Here is a 17,816-nt window from a genome sequence, read left to right as displayed (position 1 = left end):
AATCAGACGCCTACCTTGCGTTTTAGGAAATTGCGTAACAGTTGATGCCCATAATCCGTAATAATGGATTCTGGATGGAACTGAACTCCTTCTACGGCAAATTCTTTATGCCGCAAACCCATAATTTCACCTTCTGCGGTTTCCGCGGTAATCTCTAGACACTCAGGCAGACTCTCGCGCTCCACCAGCAATGAGTGATACCGGGTTGCTGTGAACGGAGAAGGCAAGCCTTCAAATACTGACGTATTGTGATGAAGAATCGGTGATGTTTTACCGTGCATGAGTCGTTCAGCCCGGATAACCTTACCGCCAAAAGCCTGTCCGATGGCCTGGTGGCCGAGGCAAACGCCAAAAATCGGAATGCGACCTTTAAAATGGCTGATCACATCCAGTGATATCCCTGCCTCATTCGGCGTGCATGGACCCGGCGAGATCAAAATATGCTCTGGTGCCAGCTCTTCTATGCCTTTCACATCAATCTCATCGTTCCGTTTTACGGTTACTTCTTCGCCAAGTTCACCTAAATATTGAACAAGATTGTACGTAAACGAATCATAATTATCAATCACCAAAATCATACGACTCACCCTCCTGTGATACCGCTTCTGCTCAAAGCGGCTTCTTCTTCACCACATTGTACCGCCTTCATGACAGCTCTAGCCTTGTTCCGACATTCCCGATATTCCCTGTACGGGTCTGAATCAATGACGATCCCCGCACCTGTCTGTAAATAGGCAGTGCTGCCTTTAACAGCTAGTGTTCTTATTATAATATTTAATTCCATATTGCCGTTATAGTCAATCCATCCAAGGGACCCTGTATAAGGCCCCCGACGAACGGGCTCTAATTCTTCAATAATTTCCATGGTGCGCACCTTGGGTGCCCCGGTAATGGTTCCGCCTGGAAAGGTAGCAGCAATTACATCTATAGCTGTACGACCCGAGGCTAATTTTCCTTCAACCTGAGAAACCAGGTGCATAACGTGCGAATAGTATTCGACCGTCAGCAGTTCAGGCACATGCACCGATCCGTATTCGGCAATCCGTCCGATATCGTTACGCTCCAGATCGACGAGCATAATATGCTCGGCGCGTTCTTTTTCGCTTGATAGAAGCTCTGCTGCCATAGCGGCATCTTCATCCGGTGTTAGCCCTCTTCTTCTCGTACCTGCAATTGGTCTGGCGCTCACACGTCCATCCTCCAGCTTCACCAACAATTCCGGCGAGCCACTAACGATCCGTAAATCTGGCATACGCAGCATACCCATATAAGGGGAAGGATTCAGCAGACGAAGCCATTCATATATATTTTCAGGGAGGGCTGTAAGCGCACGTTGCTGACGAATCGATAAGTTGACCTGGAATACATCCCCTTGGGCAATGTATTCCTGCACACGTTTCACGGCTTGTTCAAAATCTTGTTGGTTGAATGCCGCTGTCCAGCCTTCAGATTCAAGATGAGCAGCCACTAACCCTTCTTCGGCGAGCCTAGCACAACGACGAGGGTACGCAGAATCAATCTCTCCTGCATTTATGATGTTATTCCACTGAGTCAGCATACGTTCTGCACGTTGGGCAGCTTCCGCGTAACGCTCGCAAAGTATAGGATTCGGCCCATCCTGCATAACGCGATTGGTCAAATCGGTATCACTACTGACTTTATCGGAATGCGCAGGAGCGGGCATATGAACAGCACAATATATGGAGGATTTTTCGTGATCATAAATCCATAGCTCATCCACCCTCATCCATACATAATCAGGTATGTCTGTATCGTCTGCAGCTTGAGATGGCAAACGCTCCAACGAGCGAGCTACATCGTAGCCAAGATAACCCGCAAATCCTCCAGAGAAAAAAGGCATGCCAGGTACACGCGGCGCACGGTAAGGAGCGATCCAGTTGCTCATGACTTTCAAAGGTTGACCATGCATTTCTCCATGTTTCCCGCTTTGCAAATCAGTCCAAACTGCATGTTCTCCCTTGCCCTCCAATATAGCAACCGGATTTAAGGCCAGATAGGTGTACCTCCCACCTTTAGCGCTCTCCAGCAAAAAGGCATATGGAGACGAATCCTCCCAAGCCTTCCGCCACGATGACGGTAGCCCCCCCACGGGTAATGGGTACTCAGCAATATAGGGAAGTATGCTCCAGCCTTCCTCCTGCCAAACCTGCCACTGCGTCTCCGTCACTCTAGCTGTCGATTTCATCCGTGTGTGCTTCCCCTTCCCTACTTTTCAATAAGTCTATATTCTCTCCTTAAAAAGAAACCCCCACCCCCCTGCAACAGGGAAATGAGGGAATCCTTACGTATAGTATACACAATTACGACATAATTACAGCTCGAAATTGTATAGTGGTGTGCTCAGGTAACGTTCTCCATTACTTGGAACAATGACAACGATCCGTTTACCCTTGCCCAATTGCTTAGCAAGTTTCAAAGCCGCATGAACAGCCGCGCCAGATGAAATACCGGACAAAATGCCCTCTTCCTTGGCCACTCTACGTGCTACCTCGAAAGCTTCATCGTTTTCTACATGAATAATTTCATCATAGATATCGCGGTTTAAAATTTCAGGAATAAAGTTGGCACCAAGTCCTTGAATTTTGTGGGGTCCTGGCTTACCGCCTGCTAACAGTGGGGAAGAGGCAGGCTCTACAGCCACAACTTTAATATCAGGGAATTCTTTCTTAAGCACTTCTCCGGCACCAGAAATGGTTCCGCCAGTACCTATTCCAGCTATAAAAGCGTCCAGAGTTCCGCCAATGGAACGAATGGCTTCCACAATCTCAGGACCGGTCGTTTCACGGTGAATTTTGATATTAGCTTTGTTCTTGAACTGCTCAGCAGCAAAATATTCCGGATTTTCACTCAGCAATTCTTCCATTTTCTTAACGGACCCGTTCATGCCTTCTGATCCTGGTGTTAGCACAAGTTCGGCTCCATAAGCACGCAACAAATTACGACGCTCTATGCTCATCGTTTCTGGCATAACGATTACTGCCTTGTAGCCCTTCGCAGCAGCAACCATAGCCAAGCCGATTCCTGTGTTACCGCTAGTTGCTTCAATAATCGTACCGCCTGGCTTAAGCAGACCTTCACGTTCAGCTTCTTCTACCATGCTAATCGCAATACGATCTTTTACACTGGAGCCTGGGTTCTGATATTCCAGTTTCAAATAAATTTCGGCGCTATCTTCCGGTACGATCCGGTTGAGCCGAACGAGGGGAGTTTCCCCGATAAGTTCGGTGATGTTATTAACAACTTTAGCCATGATAATTCCTCCCTGACTGTAGATGATGTATTAAAAATTGCGAAATCATTTTGTAGATCATTCTTAGTCAATCACTTTAATTTTGTACCGTTCATTTAATTTCCGATAAAAATAGTGGGTTTTATACGATAATCATAACAATCTTCAATTCCAATGTCAATACGAGTGAGTAAGCCGCGATGCTGTCAACCCGCGTTATCAGCATCGTGCTTCCTTCAAACCAATATTCTTTCACTACGTTACAGAGCAGCGGAGGATGCATCTTTTCCAGATAAAATACGCGCTCCATATTTATCACGTAGACTCTTCTCGACCTCTTCCAAAGGAGCGGCCTGTGCAAGCGCAAGAGATCGGCGAATTTGCTGCCGGATCTGCTGCTTATCCGGAGAATTCTTCAACCGGACATCCTGTACATAAATGACAGCATAGCCATCGTTAACAGAGATCGGACCTGCAACATCCCCGGAGCTTAGCTCTCTCGCCGCCTTCATGATCGCCTCCGGTTGCAATGGATCATATTCATCCACCCATCCCAACTGCCCGCTGCTATCCTTGCCAAAAGGCTTACCTGAGTACTCTTGAATCAGCACATCGAAGCTCTCCCCCTGCTTGACCCGATCTAGCAACGCTTCTGCTTCCTCCGCATTATCCACATAAAGAGCTGCCAATTGGATCTGCTTACCGACGGCAAATTCCTCAGGGTGCTGTTCCCAATACTCGTCAATCTCAGCTTCCTGAACTTGAATACCCTGCGTGGCTATTTTCTCCAAACCAATCCGGTATTCCGCTTCATTCCGCAAGTCAACCGGATCTAAGCCAAACTGTCGCTGCATTTCATCAAAGTAGGCATGATCTGAGTCATACCCTTTACTATCCTGCTCCAGCACCTGCTGTAAATCCTCTTGGGTGATCTTGATACCGAGACGCTTGGTTTCAGCCTGCACGGCTTTACGATTCAACATTTGCAACAGCGTATTGGTTCCATATCGCTTTTTCAGTTCCGCTACCCACTGTTCCTCCGATATGCCTTCCTGACCCATCTCCGCCACAGTATGATCGCCGTCATCCTTGCTTACATCACCCGGCTTTGACAGCCCCCGAAGCATGATAAGACCACCCAAGGCGGCGACGCTAACGGTCAGAATAATGACAGCTGTCCATAATCCTTTTTCCCGTGTAGTCATCGCTTGCACCGCCCATCCGGTTAGGATTTGGCTTGATCTAACAGATTTTGCAATTCATCCTTATTAAACTGATAAGCCTCATTACAAAAGTGACATACGACCTCAGCCTGTCCTTCTTCCTCAATTAACTGCTCTAATTCGCTTTCTCCCAAACTGATCAATGTTTTTTCCACGCGCTCACGTGAACACTCACATTGAAAATGGATATCCAATTCATCGAGAATCCGAACGTCCGGCAGCATCCAGCGCAGCATTTCATCAAGTTCCAACCCTTGATCCAGCAAAGCAGTAACGGGTGGAATGGAGCTGACTGCATTTTCGATCGCAGTAATCTCATCATCATTCAAGCCTGGAAGCAACTGAATAATAAATCCACCGGCCACAATAACCGTGTTATCCGTATCTACCAGCACACCCAAGCCCACCGCTGACGGGGTCTGTTCCGATTTGGCAAAATAATAGGTAAAATCCTCACCCAGTTCACCGGAAATAATCGGAGTACTGCCGCGATACGGTTCTTTTAACCCCAAATCCTTGATGATATGAATGAACCCCTCTGTACCTACGGCACCCGCTACATCCAGTTTGCCCATACTATTGCTTGGCAAATGCACATGCGGTTCAGTAACATAACCTCGCACTTCCCCTACAGCATTGGCATCAACGACGATTTGCCCAATCGGTCCATCACCTTTAACTTGAATGGTCAATCGCTCTTTTCCTTTTAGCATAGAACCCATAATAGCACCTGCTGTGAGGGTTCGCCCCAAAGCAGCGGTAGCCGTTGGATACGTATCGTGTCTTCTCCGCAATTCCTCTACCAATTGAGTTGTCCGAACAGCAAAAGCTCTAACCCTCCCATCCATGGCTGTGCCACGAATAAGTCGATCCTGCTTATTTTCCATATTGATATCCTCCCTATTCACCAGGACAGCTATGCTGCTTATTTTCGTTAGTATTGCTCATCATTGAAGCATAATTTCCTATTATATAAACAACCTGCATCGACAGATCACGCGAATTGTTCAAAAACGTAACATATTTCAGTATAGACGAAAAACGCCGCTAATCCAAACCGATAAAATCATTCGGTTGGACTCAGCGGCAGCTTATACCCACTTTTTTATTCGGCGTTACGTTGGTAAATGATGCGCAATCCTTCGAGCGTCAACATCGGCAACACTTTCTGAATGCTCTCCGCCTCTGATGCGATTAGCTCTGCAAGACCTCCGGTAGCAATAACTGTAGGCTCCGCCTGCATTTCTTCCTTAATGCGCCGCACAATGCCATCCACTTGCCCAGCATAACCGAAGATAATCCCAGCTTGCATGGCATGAACCGTATTACGACCAATAACCTTTTTGGGTTTCTCCAACTCGATGCGGGGTAGCTTGGAAGCCCGTTGATACAGTGCCTCCGTCGAAATCCCGATACCCGGCACAATGACACCGCCCAAGTAGTTTCCCTTATCGTCAATACAATCAAACGTCGTCGCTGTCCCAAAATCCACCACAACCAGCGGCCCGCCGAACCGTTCGACAGCCGCAACAGCGTTCACGATCCGATCCGCACCTACTTCACGCGGATTCTCATAACGCAGGTTAAGACCGGTCTTGATTCCCGGTCCGACGATTAAAGGCGTTTTGCCTATGTATTTATCGCACATTTCTTCTAATACACGGACCAACGGCGGAACGACAGAGGAAATAATAACTCCCTGGATGTCATCCTTTAATACGCCACCCATACTAAAAAGATTATGTATGAGTACGCCGTATTCATCTGCGGTTGCCTGTCTGGAGGTACTGATCCGGTAATGGTGCAACAGCTCCCGCCCTTCGTATATCCCCAGAACAATATTGGTATTACCTACATCCACTACAAGAATCAATGGGTGTCACCTATCTTTCTTTGCGTTAAGGTCAAGGCTGATATCCAGGTTATGAAAAGAGTATGTCAGCCTGCCTACAGAGATCACATCTACGCCACTCTCAGCCATCTCACGCACTGTATCCAGCGATACATTGCCCGAGGCTTCTGTTTTGACATGTGGTGCCCGTTCCCGAATGAACCGAACGGCTTCCTTCATATCTGGGGCAGACATGTTATCCAGCATAATGATATCCGCCCCAGCTTCCAGGGCTTCCTGAACTTGTTTCATGTTTTCCGTCTCTACTTCAATCGTCATCGTATGCGGTATATTAGCGCGCGCTCGACTTACAGCCTGTTCAATCCCACCTGCACCCTTAATATGATTATCCTTAATCATAACAGCATCGTACAGGCCAAAGCGATGATTCGAGCCACCGCCTACACGCACAGCATACTTCTCCAGCAGCCGATGTCCCGGTGTTGTTTTACGTGTATCCACCAAGCGAGTGGACAAACCATGCAATTGATCTATAAAAGCCCGAGTCCGCGTGGCAATGCCAGACATCCGTTGGAGCAAATTTAACGCCAGTCGTTCTCCAGTCAAAATCGCATGGGTACTACCCGTCACTTCCGCCAAAACGCTTCCCTTTTCAATCCACTGTCCATCCGTCACCAGCGGAGTGAACGACAAGGAAGGGTCCACTACCTGAAATACAAGGGCAGCCACGGGTAAACCGGCAACCACGCCGCTCTCCTTGGCATGAATGACAGCCTTGGATTGGTGGCCCTGCTCAATCGTCCAGCGCGTGGTCACATCGCCAGAGCCCGTATCTTCTCGCAGCCAGCTGCGAATTTGTGCTGTCAGTTCTTCCTGATATCCACTAAACTCTCCATAAAGCTCGCTGTTAGATGTCATGAACGTACTCCTCCGTTATCCCTTGCTCACGTCTCTGCTGAACATGCTTTCGCCAGACGCTATCATCTGTCTCAGGAAAATCCTCGCGATAATGCGCTCCCCGGCTCTCCTCACGCAGCAGCGCACCATCTGTTACTAATAAAGCACAGGTGAGCAAATTGGCAAATTCGATCTCTTCCCGGCTAGCGATCACAGCCTCAAAAATAGGCATTTGCCCTTGCAGCTCGTCTAATGCTGCTTGCAGCCCCTCGCCGTGCCGACGAACTCCAGCATAACGAACCATTGCTTCTTGCAGCTTATGCCGCTGCTCCGTGACGGATGAAGCCGGGAACTCTGTACGGTTATCGCTATAAGATATCAATGTATGGCCGACCAGCGGTGGCAATGAATGCAGTCGCTCAATAATCCTGCTGGCAAATACAATAGCTTCAGATAACGAATTGCTCGCCAGACGATTAGCTCCGTGAACTCCTGTAGAAGAGGTCTCCCCGCAGGCGAACAAACGCGCAATGGAGCTTTCCCCGTGTAAATTGGTCTGGACACCACCCATCATATAATGGGCAGCAGGCGCAATGGGGATCCAGTCTGTCGTCATATCCAAACCAAATGAGAGACATGTCCGATAAATTGTTGGAAAACGTTGCATCACCCGCTCTGGCGGCTCGTGTGTAATATCCAGGTATACAAACGCAACTTGGGTGCGCTCCATCTCATGAATGATAGCACGAGCTACGATGTCTCTGGGTGCAAGCTCCTGCCGGGAATCATACTTGTCCATGAAGCGTTCTCCGTGAATATTGCGTAACACGGCTCCTTCTCCCCGTACGGCTTCGGAAATTAGAAACCTTGGAGCGCCCGGATGGCACAACGCCGTAGGATGAAACTGTATGAATTCCATATCCCGTACAATCGCCCCAGCACGATATGCCATAGCGATACCATCCCCGGTTGCAATATCCGGATTGGTCGTATAACGGTATAATTGCCCGCTACCTCCTGAGCACAAAATCGTTGCATTAGCGGTTATATACGACCTTTCCCCACCTGGCTTTTGGACGAGGGCCCCAATACACTCACCATGCTCCGTCAGCAGATCAATTACCATGCACTCTTCCCATACTTCGATACCGGGATGGGCAGCAACCTGCTTTGACAACGCACGAACAATTTCATAACCCGTAGCATCTCCATTTGCATGCAAAATACGCCGATGACTATGCGCTCCTTCCCGTGTCAACGCTAGTTCACCATCCACACGATCAAAAGCCGTTCCCAAACGTATTAACTCCTGAATGCCAACTGGACCTTCATGGACAAGCGTACTGACCGCCTCAGATTCACACAGACCTGCACCAGCAATCAGGGTATCTTCCATATGATAAGCTGGTGTATCCTCGTCCGATGTGACAGCAGCGATGCCGCCTTGAGCATAACGCGTGTTGCTTTCCATCAAAGTCTTCTTGGTAATCAGCAACACTTTCCGATTCTCCGCAGCCTTAATCGCCGTATATAAGCCCGCAATGCCCGAGCCGATTATTAACACGTCGGCCTCCAATCGGGTCAATTCCGCTACATCAAAATCAACTAGATACCTTGGAATCATGCCTTCACCTGATTTCACAGAAGAATAGCGCACACCATAGGTTCTACAGTATGCGCTCACGTATATGTTCAAAATGATAGAAAGTCGATTGCAGCGGCTGTTGGCTTTTATAAGCTAAGAAGACGACAGCCGTTTATTTAACAATAAATGTACACAACGTTCCGGTGTCTGTCAAATCACGTTAGCAATAATCTTCCATTTAAAAAGCTCCGGAAAACCCATAATACCTGGTTCCCCGGAGCTTACATATACGCTTATTCAACTATCCATCGGATGATTAGGTTGTTGTCGGTGGAGTACCACCGGAGTTGCCCGAATTGTTATCATCCTCTGGCTTTTGCAGATTAGGGATATCATTCGGTTGATCCGTTGTATTCTTAGGCTCGTCATCCTTACCTTGAATACGTACACGGACGTCTCCAATGTTGTCGATCACAGGCTCACCATTTTCCGGTGTTCCTTCTCCCTCAGTCGTGCCACCATCCAAAGAACCTGTCTCGATCAAACGTTTGATTTGTTCAAGTTCCAAGGTTTCTTCTACCAGCAAGGTTTGAGCAATCAAATGAACCTCTTTGGAATACTTGGTCAGGAGTTCTCTAGCACGCTCATAAGATTCAGTGATGAAGCGATTCATCTCCTGGTCAATCTGATAAGCGATCTGATCACTGTAGTTCTGCTCATGACCGATATCGCGTCCAAGGAATACTTGGCCTTGTGAAGTACCGAACTGCATTGGACCAAGCTTCTCACTCATACCATATTCTACGATCATGCTGCGTGCAATGCTTGTCGCTTGCTGGAAGTCGCTATAAGCTCCCGTTCCGATCTCACCAATGAACAGTTCCTCGGATACGCGTCCACCCAACAATCCAGTGATTTTGTCCAGCAATTCCTGCTTGGTAGTCAGCATACGGTCTTCCTTCGGAAGCATGATGACATATCCGCCTGCACGTCCACGTGGAATAATCGTTACCTTGTGAACCATGTCGGCATTTTCCAAGAAGAAACCAATAATCGTATGGCCTGCTTCATGATAAGCAACAATTCGTTTCTCGCGGTCACTGATTACGCGGCTGCGTTTTTCTGTACCTACGATAACACGGTCGATGGCTTCATCTACTTCTCGCATCGAAATATCTCTGCGGTTACGACGAGCCGCCAACAAGGCAGCTTCGTTCAACAGATTTTCCAGATCAGCGCCTGTAAAGCCTGTTGTACGTTTCGCAATTACGTCCAATTTAACATCCTTCGTTAATGGCTTGTTGCGAGCATGTACATACAATACTGCTTCACGGCCTTTAACATCTGGACGGTCAACCGTAATTTGACGGTCAAAACGTCCTGGACGAAGCAACGCCGGGTCTAAAATATCAGGACGGTTTGTAGCCGCTACGATGATGATACCTTCGTTTGCGCCAAATCCATCCATCTCTACGAGCAATTGGTTGAGCGTCTGCTCACGTTCATCATGTCCGCCACCCAATCCGGCGCCACGTTGACGTCCAACGGCATCAATCTCATCAATGAAAATGATACAAGGTGCGTTCTTCTTCGCGTTCTCGAACAAATCACGAACACGAGAAGCACCGACCCCGACAAACATTTCTACAAAATCAGAACCCGAGATGCTGAAAAACGGCACTCCGGCCTCGCCTGCAACAGCTCTCGCCAAGAGTGTTTTACCCGTACCTGGAGGGCCCACTAACAGAACACCTTTTGGAATACGAGCGCCCACAGCTGCAAACTTGCGTGGGTCCTTCAAGAATTCTACGACTTCGACAAGCTCCTGCTTCTCTTCGTCAGCCCCTGCCACGTCCTCGAACGTAACCTTCTTCTTCTCTTCGTTATACAGACGGGCTTTGCTCTTGCCGAAGTTCATAACTTTGCCGCCACCGCCCTGTGCCTGATTAAACAGGAAGAAAAACAACAGGAACATGATCACCAAAGGAATGATAGAAGTCAAAAACGTCAGCCAAATGCTTTCGCCTTCCATTTTCTTCTGCACGTATTCAAACCCGTTCGTTTCGCTGGCATTAACCAGTTCACTTAGTGCTTGATCCGTTGGTGGAACATATACGGAAAAATTGGTCGATTTAGCATTAGCCGGCTGCTTCTTATATGCACCGGTTACAAGATAGGCGTAACCGTCAAATTGGACCGTTACTTTAGAGATGTTATTAGCTTTAACCTCTTGCCGTAATTGGTCATATCTAGGGAGATCGGAGGCTTCGTTACTGTTGCTAACAAACTGAACGATACCCACCACAACTAAAAAAAGAATCAAATAAAAACCAGAATTCCGGATGAACCGATTCATCCCCTACCTCCTCTCGAGACACTTAAGTTATTTTACCATAGCCTGTAAGTCCTTCTCAACAAAGGGCCTTATTTAGTCCTAGGACTGGAGGCTGAGATTAGCTGGTGTAGATTTCCGGCTTTAAAATCCCTATGTATGGGAGGTTCCGGTAGTGCTCGGCATAGTCCAGACCGTAGCCGACAACAAACGCATCTGGAAGCGTAAATCCAGTATAATCTGCTTCAAGATTAACTGTCCGGCGTGCAGGCTTGTCGAACAAGGTTACGACACATACCGAATTGGCATTACGGTTTTTAAGCAATTCAATCAAATGCGTCAGCGTCAGGCCGCTGTCGATAATATCTTCGACAATCAGAACGTCGCGTCCTTCCACAGATGCGTCCAAATCTTTAATGATTTTGATGATACCTGAGGATTTTGTGGATGCTCCATAACTTGATACAGCCATGAAATCAAGCTCCAACGGCACTGTAATGGATTTAACCAAATCAGCCATAAAGATAAACGCACCTTTCAGCACGCAAATCACCAATGGATTTTTCCCTTCATATTTTACGCTGAGCTGTGCACCCAATTCCTTAATTTTACTCTGAATTTCTTCTTCGCTGATCAATATTTCCTGAATATCATTCTGCAACGGTGTAAACCTCCTAAGTTTATACTATGAAAGCCGTTCCTGCGCAATTACCGGTGCCCCGGACTCTCTCGTCTTTGCCATGACATATATATAACCGAAGACGTGTGCTTTTGCACCGCGGCATGTACAGAACGTCGTACGCCCGGAATCCAGAGAATAGCCCCAGAGTGGTCGCAGACGATGGGAATAACGGAACGCATTGAAGGAGGTATTTTTTCATCAATAAAAATATCTTTAACCTTTTTTCTTCCGTTTAATCCCATTACATACATGGTATCTCCAGGTAATCGCGAGCGTACAGTCAAAGGCAGACTCAATTGATCTGCGTCGAACCACGCTTCCTCCTTATTCACCGGATGGTCCGCATCCGAATAGGAAGCCCTTCGCCACCGAAGTATACCACCTGCCTCAGGCAACTCTAGCTCACCGGAAATAGGCAATACACTTAGTCCATAGCACCATTCGCCCATAACGACTTGCGTACGGTCAAACAAAACCGCCTGGTCATATTCGCGGACTCCAACCGCACCGCCTCCCAAATCCAAACTCCATGTAGACGATGCCTCTTGGAGAAGTCTTAGTCGAACGGTCTCAATTTTACGAAAATCAAAATTTTCACTGTCCGAAGGCAGATAATTTAATATTAGTTTAATCAACCTCCGTTGTAAAGCAACGGATAGCTTACGGTATGAAGCGATGGGAAACATGTACCTGCCATTATCCAAGCGCACCATTTTCTCGTATGCCGACAGTGTGGATGCCTCCATAAAGTCATTTTCGTCAGCCATCGTTTCGGCCAGCCGGTTTAGGGACGGTGTCAGTCGCTCATTATATTGCCCCAAAAAAGGAAGCACATCCATGCGAATGGCGTTACGACGGTATTTGGAAGATAAATTAGTGCTGTCTATCACATAGGAAAGACCATAAAAGTTACAAAACTCAATCAGGTCAGCCTTGTACATACGTAGTAGCGGGCGAATGAGTTGCACATTTTTTTCCCTGCGCGCCAAACGCATACCCGCCAAACCTGCTGGGCCGCTACCACGCAGCAAGTGCAAGAGAACCGTTTCGGCTTGATCGTCGCCGTGGTGGGCCATTGCAATATGCTGCGCTTCCCACTTTGTAGCCATATCATGTAAAAAGCTGTAGCGCAGCTCGCGGGCTGCTTCCTGTGGCCCCTTCCCGCTCTCCTTCATATAAGCGGGTACATCCACCCGAGCCATTTCAAATGGAAGTTCAAGCTTTCGGGCAATATTGCGTACCTCTTCAGCCTCCGCATCCGATTCCTCTGGTCTGAAGCCATGATGAACGTGAGCGCAGACGAGTTGTAAAGGCATATGTATAACGGATATTTCATGTAAAATGTGCAAAAGGGCCACCGAATCCGGCCCACCGGATACAGCAACCACAATGCGGTCTCCGGGGCTCCACAGTGAATGATCTCGCGCCAAGGCGAGCACTTCCTGTACAACACCGGTCGGTTTTGTTGTTCCCATTCACGACCCTCTTTTCTCCCGACCGTAAAAATGATGATCATCTGTTATCTTATGTAAGTCATGCTGCTACCTTAACGCAATCCAGAGCGCTCCGGCAAGCAGCAAAAGCGATACCGTAAAAGCATATCCCAGCCAGCGTGGGTTCCCTCTTTTGACCGACGATTGCCTGACATGTGCGGAGGCCAAACGTGACCAAGATCGGGCCGCTGCACGAGTATCGGAATATTCTCCACGCACTGCACCCAGTAGCCATTCGGCATAGGGGCGTAATACACGGCTGCGGCGAATGATGACCGTCAATTCTGCCGTATTACGCAACTGTGGCAGCCTGCTCGCAGCCGCCCTTAACGATTCACTCTCCAATATATGAATCGTTAGAAGAGCGAAGGCAAACAGGTCATACTGGGAATCGGCATTTCGGCTGCCAGCATTCCAGAATCCCCTGTCATACCATTCTGTAAATTGTTTAACACTCCGACCAGCAAGAGACACCCCACCGTAGTCAATTAATTCAGCCTCTCCATAGGCATTGACCAAAATATTCTGCGGCTTCAGGTCGCCAAACACCCATCCTGCCTGATGGAGATCCGCCAGACGATTCAGTATACCGGTTCCAGCCACACCATACCATTCCGGCCCTTTGGCTGCCACAAAACGATGAAGCGGATCACCCTTAACATATCGCATAACATAAAAGGGGATTTCTCCGCTGCGTAACACTACATCATCCACCTCAAACAAAAAGGAAGGATTTCCATTTCGCTGAAGGGCGGCCTGAGTCCCCTGAGACTGCAATGTGGTTAGCACATTAATCTCTGATTGCAGATCAAGCGTGTTCTTCCCCATTTTCAGAGCAAATTGCCGATCGGCCTGTGCTTCTTTTACCAAATATACAGTTCCGTTCGCTCCCCGGCCCAGCAAGCGCTGGATGACATAGCTGCTCCGCTTCCACTTGCCCTTGATGACCGTTCCGGGTGCAAGAACGGGATCAGACGACGTAGTCACCGAGCATCCCTTCTCCTTTGCCATAGGATTCTTCCAGATCTTTCTGTTCTCCTAGTGTAACATATCGGTAATAATCAATCACTTGTAAAATGGCAGGACCTGTCGGTGTTGCCCCTTTCATCCGCAAGCGTCCAAATATCGATTTGATCTGGTTAAGCTCAGAGGTCCAACCGATATCCATGACTGCGTCTTCTCCCATTTTTCCGCCCGGAAAATGAAATACAGATATACGGCTGTGTCCGCTTCTGGACTGTAAACTGAGCAGCAAATCACGAATGCTGTCCTCTACAGCAGGCAGCTTGGGCTTCATGCTCGCACTTGCATCAATGAGCAAAGCAATCTCCAGGGTGCTTGTTTCTGTCAGCTCATCCATTACCTCAACCACTTGGGCTCGTTTTGCCGGAGGAAGTTCACCGATATGTTTGGCGCCACCCTCACCCAGAATGTGCGTTAACTCTCTATTAACCGCCTGCTGAATGGTTTGAACCACCGTTTTGCGCGTCATCATCTGCATGGTCTGAGCCAACTGCTTCGTCCCAACGATTTGGCTAAACCCTCCCCCTGCTTTAGCAATTTCTTGAATCTCCGCGCTGCCAAGCTCGCCAATAGTTCCATAATCTATGACTCCGGCGACGTTCACTGTAATACCTTCTCGTAAAGCTTGGGCAGCCGCCATGACTGGACTAACACCTACATTAGAGCATCCGTCTGTAATGATCAAAATTTGCTTCATCGTTTTTTGACCTCCGCTTCCTCTTAATCTATCCCGATAGATTCTATCTTTGCCTAATCCGGAACGATTCAAACGAAGGATGCGGATTTTTAAAAACGAATAAGGAATTTCCCGGGCAATGTCGGATTAGCTCACCGTCCGTGGACGTTCCAACCACCTCATGCCAGGTACATGGAGAGTTGCCCATTCTGGGCGGAAGTGATCTATTTTACTAACGACTACTGTCATATCATCATAGATTTGATTTTGTTGGTATCGAATAACCCTTTCTAGTAAGCAGTCGGCCAACTGCTGTGGATCTTCGCTTTCAATTTCCTGAATCATGCGTTTCATCCATATTTCCTTATTAACCGCATAACCCGGTGAGTCGTATATACCGTCTGTAATCATAATGAGAATATCACCCGGCTGGAGCTGCAGTGATACCAAATCAACTTCAATATCCTGTATAATGCCAATCGGCAAGTTGCTGGCAGATACGGGAATGACCTCCTCCCCTCTTTTAATAAAACTCGGCGTAGACCCAATCTTCATAAAGGTTGTCTGGGCCGTGTACTGATCAATCAGCGCCATATCGACCGTAGCATACATTTCCTCAGGTGATCGCAGCATCAGGACAGAGTTGACCGACTTGATCGCCAACTTTTCGTCCATACCCGATTGGAGTAATTCCTCCAAAATGTTAAGTGCTGCACTGCTCTCTTGCTGCGCGCGCTCTCCGTTCCCCATACCATCACTTAAAGAGACTGCAAAAGTCCCGTTCCCTAGCTCCATCATGCTGTAGCTGTCACCTGAGAAAAAATCGCCTCCTTTGGCGGCACTAGCTACTCCTGTAGCAATCTCATACGTTTTAGCAGAGCCAAACATGACTGTAGCCAAGCCTTGGCGGCGATCTGCCTCCGTTTCGCGCATCACAGCTATATGCTCGTCCAGTATGTCCGACAAAAGTGGAGCAATGATTTTCCGACATTCATCAAATCCCCTTGTATAGGCATGGACAATCTCAATTTCTACCTGACCTGCATCCAAGTTTATGATCTCAATGGATTGAATGGACAAGCCCAGTCTATCAAGAGCCTCTCGTATTTGCTCTTCCTGCCGATGCATGGTTTGCCCTTCCCGCTGAATTTCTCGCGCTAAATCCTCCATGATTTGTGATACACCCGATAGTTGGTCAGCAACAAGCTGACGACTATCGTATACTTGGCGCTTCCACTGCATATTATGTTGGTAGAGGCTATACTGCTGCTTCATCACTTGCAGGACAGCGCCCGTTTTAGCACATGCCTTGCTCCATTGCGGCGGGATCTGCTCCGGTTCCAAATCCGGGTTATCCTCAATGGCGCTCATCATTTCCGTCATATACTGATGAGTTTGCATAAACTTTCCATCCCAGCACTGCTCACACTTGAAACAGGAGGCACATGTCCCTTCCGCCACCGCATTCATAAAGTGTTCGATTTCACCATCCGACTTCGTGCTCTCACTCGCAGATATCTGATGAAAGCTGCGGGATAGCTGACTGAATACACGGGAAAACTTCGTTACCCGCTCTGCGGTGAGATCGCGGACCCTTTTGGCATACTCATGCTGAGATTTGGCGTGGTCCTGCGTACCGGGAACATAGGTAGAAACCGCTTTAAAGAAACTTTTTGGGGTCATTAAGAATAATAGAATTGCCGCACAGCTCTCCCAGGTTGACGTCAGCACATCTCCGGTCCCGTCCAAATAGATTGTCAGAATTGAGGAGCCTAGCAGCATCCCAAGCGCAACAGCGCCTTTTTTCCCTTCACGCAGCATCCCTGCCAGCAAACCTGCAAAAGCGAGTAAACTCATCTGCACAATTGCAGACATATTGGCCAAGCTTAAAATTAAACCGGTAATTACACCGACCGATGCCCCCAGCGAAGCACCTCCCACCAAAGCAAACACCAAGACCAAATATCGCGACAGTACATGATCGACAGACAATGAATGAACAGTCCAGCCTACTGCTCCCGTCATCACAGAGGCTAATAAAATAATAAGACATAAAATTTCCTCATTTTTGAGCTGGCTTGTCTTCTTGCGGTACGTAAACAACGGGATGGCCTGCGTGAACACCAGCGTAAGCATAAAGCTGAGAACCGCATCCGTCCCCACAATGATAAGTTCATACCATGTAAAAGTCGGAGCCATCACGGCGTTAAATAAATTGACCATAAACACAGACAAGAAAACCATAAGCGGGGCATAGGATAATTCCAGACGGTCGAAGGTTCGTAGTCCGCGATACAGGAGATAAAATACCAGTAGCTCGCCACCAATCATAAATAACGATGGGTAAGGAGCTAACAGGCTGCCTAACACAACTGATACAGCTACAGGCAGCATCAGATCACGCCGAAGAAACGTTATGACCGCAAAATAAGCGAGGGCAAACGGAGAAAGCTCGTCCAAAATAGTGGCGCGTCCCAGTAGAACTCCCATAGCTGACAATAGCAGCATCCATCTTTGCGCCGTTACCCATTGCACCACTTTATGTGAATCCAGCCGTTTCTTGAGTCTGGAAGACCACCCTTCCGTACGCTCTTTGGATTTGGACTTTCTAGATTTTAACCCCGGAAAATGTACCACGTTCCATTTCTCCATCATGCGTCAGGCACCCCATTCATCAATTTGATGTTCCCATCTTAAACCGGAACGACTGAGAAAGTTTGTCAGAACCTCACGTCTTATTCCAAGAAATTTCCGACAAAAAAACGTTCTGCGCGAAAGGACAGAGCATCACTCTGAACATCAA

General features: G+C 47.9%; 14 protein-coding genes. All 14 read right to left on the bottom strand.

From position 1 onward, the window contains the following. Window positions 1–2 precede the first annotated feature (2 nt). The 14 genes from pabA to spoIIE all read right to left on the bottom strand — a co-directional run bounded on the left by pabA (window position 3) and on the right by spoIIE (window position 17,668). A complete protein-coding gene (gene pabA / locus ACM1ND_RS00335) occupies window positions 3–578 on the bottom strand; it encodes an aminodeoxychorismate/anthranilate synthase component II (RefSeq protein WP_013308153.1) in 576 nt (191 codons plus the stop codon). 5 nt (window positions 579–583) lie between these two features. Beyond that, the gene (locus tag ACM1ND_RS00330; protein ID WP_418026914.1) at window positions 584–2,206 is read right to left on the bottom strand and encodes an anthranilate synthase component I family protein; all 1,623 of its coding nucleotides are present in this window, start codon (window positions 2,204–2,206) and stop codon (window positions 584–586) included. A gap of 126 nt (window positions 2,207–2,332) precedes the next feature. Further along, window positions 2,333–3,271 carry a cysteine synthase A gene (gene cysK, locus ACM1ND_RS00325; protein WP_028542507.1) on the bottom strand — a complete coding sequence of 313 codons (939 nt, stop codon included), beginning with the start codon at window positions 3,269–3,271 and terminating at the stop codon, window positions 2,333–2,335. Window positions 3,272–3,510: 239 nt separating this feature from the next. Beyond that, window positions 3,511–4,455, bottom strand: coding sequence for a peptidyl-prolyl cis-trans isomerase (locus tag ACM1ND_RS00320; RefSeq protein ID WP_028542508.1), 945 nt, complete (start codon window positions 4,453–4,455; stop codon window positions 3,511–3,513). A gap of 20 nt (window positions 4,456–4,475) precedes the next feature. After that, on the bottom strand, window positions 4,476–5,360 hold the full coding sequence (hslO, locus tag ACM1ND_RS00315) for an Hsp33 family molecular chaperone HslO (protein ID WP_028542509.1): 885 nt from the start codon (window positions 5,358–5,360) through the stop codon (window positions 4,476–4,478). Between the two features lie 218 nt (window positions 5,361–5,578). Further along, on the bottom strand, window positions 5,579–6,346 hold the full coding sequence (locus ACM1ND_RS00310) for a type III pantothenate kinase (protein ID WP_023986451.1): 768 nt from the start codon (window positions 6,344–6,346) through the stop codon (window positions 5,579–5,581). 6 nt (window positions 6,347–6,352) lie between these two features. Then, window positions 6,353–7,243 carry a carboxylating nicotinate-nucleotide diphosphorylase gene (nadC, locus tag ACM1ND_RS00305; RefSeq protein ID WP_023986450.1) on the bottom strand — a complete coding sequence of 297 codons (891 nt, stop codon included), beginning with the start codon at window positions 7,241–7,243 and terminating at the stop codon, window positions 6,353–6,355. Then, a complete protein-coding gene (nadB, locus tag ACM1ND_RS00300; RefSeq protein WP_338533048.1) occupies window positions 7,233–8,846 on the bottom strand; it encodes an L-aspartate oxidase in 1,614 nt (537 codons plus the stop codon). Before nadB ends, nadC begins: the two co-directional genes overlap by 11 nt. Window positions 8,847–9,123: 277 nt before the next feature. Further along, window positions 9,124–11,163, bottom strand: a complete 2,040-nt coding sequence (gene ftsH, locus ACM1ND_RS00295; protein WP_028542511.1) for an ATP-dependent zinc metalloprotease FtsH — start codon at window positions 11,161–11,163, stop codon at window positions 9,124–9,126. 97 nt (window positions 11,164–11,260) lie between these two features. Beyond that, window positions 11,261–11,800 (bottom strand): hypoxanthine phosphoribosyltransferase, encoded by a 540-nt coding sequence (gene hpt, locus ACM1ND_RS00290; protein WP_023986447.1) that lies wholly within the window; start codon window positions 11,798–11,800, stop codon window positions 11,261–11,263. A gap of 47 nt (window positions 11,801–11,847) precedes the next feature. Then, window positions 11,848–13,296, bottom strand: coding sequence for a tRNA lysidine(34) synthetase TilS (gene tilS / locus ACM1ND_RS00285; protein ID WP_023986446.1), 1,449 nt, complete (start codon window positions 13,294–13,296; stop codon window positions 11,848–11,850). A 66-nt stretch (window positions 13,297–13,362) separates the two neighbouring features. Further along, on the bottom strand, window positions 13,363–14,301 hold the full coding sequence (locus tag ACM1ND_RS00280) for a protein kinase domain-containing protein (protein ID WP_418027968.1): 939 nt from the start codon (window positions 14,299–14,301) through the stop codon (window positions 13,363–13,365). Beyond that, window positions 14,285–15,034 (bottom strand): VWA domain-containing protein, encoded by a 750-nt coding sequence (locus ACM1ND_RS00275; RefSeq protein ID WP_023986444.1) that lies wholly within the window; start codon window positions 15,032–15,034, stop codon window positions 14,285–14,287. Before ACM1ND_RS00275 ends, ACM1ND_RS00280 begins: the two co-directional genes overlap by 17 nt. A 126-nt stretch (window positions 15,035–15,160) precedes the next feature. Further along, window positions 15,161–17,668 (bottom strand): stage II sporulation protein E, encoded by a 2,508-nt coding sequence (gene spoIIE / locus ACM1ND_RS00270; RefSeq protein WP_028542513.1) that lies wholly within the window; start codon window positions 17,666–17,668, stop codon window positions 15,161–15,163. Window positions 17,669–17,816: the final 148 nt, after the last annotated feature.

This window comes from Paenibacillus sp. JJ1722 (genome assembly GCF_048282685.1).
GTDB lineage: Bacteria > Bacillota > Bacilli > Paenibacillales > Paenibacillaceae > Paenibacillus > Paenibacillus polymyxa_B.
Note: the sequence above shows the minus strand (reverse complement) of the source record. Positions and strands in the feature narration are given on the sequence as shown.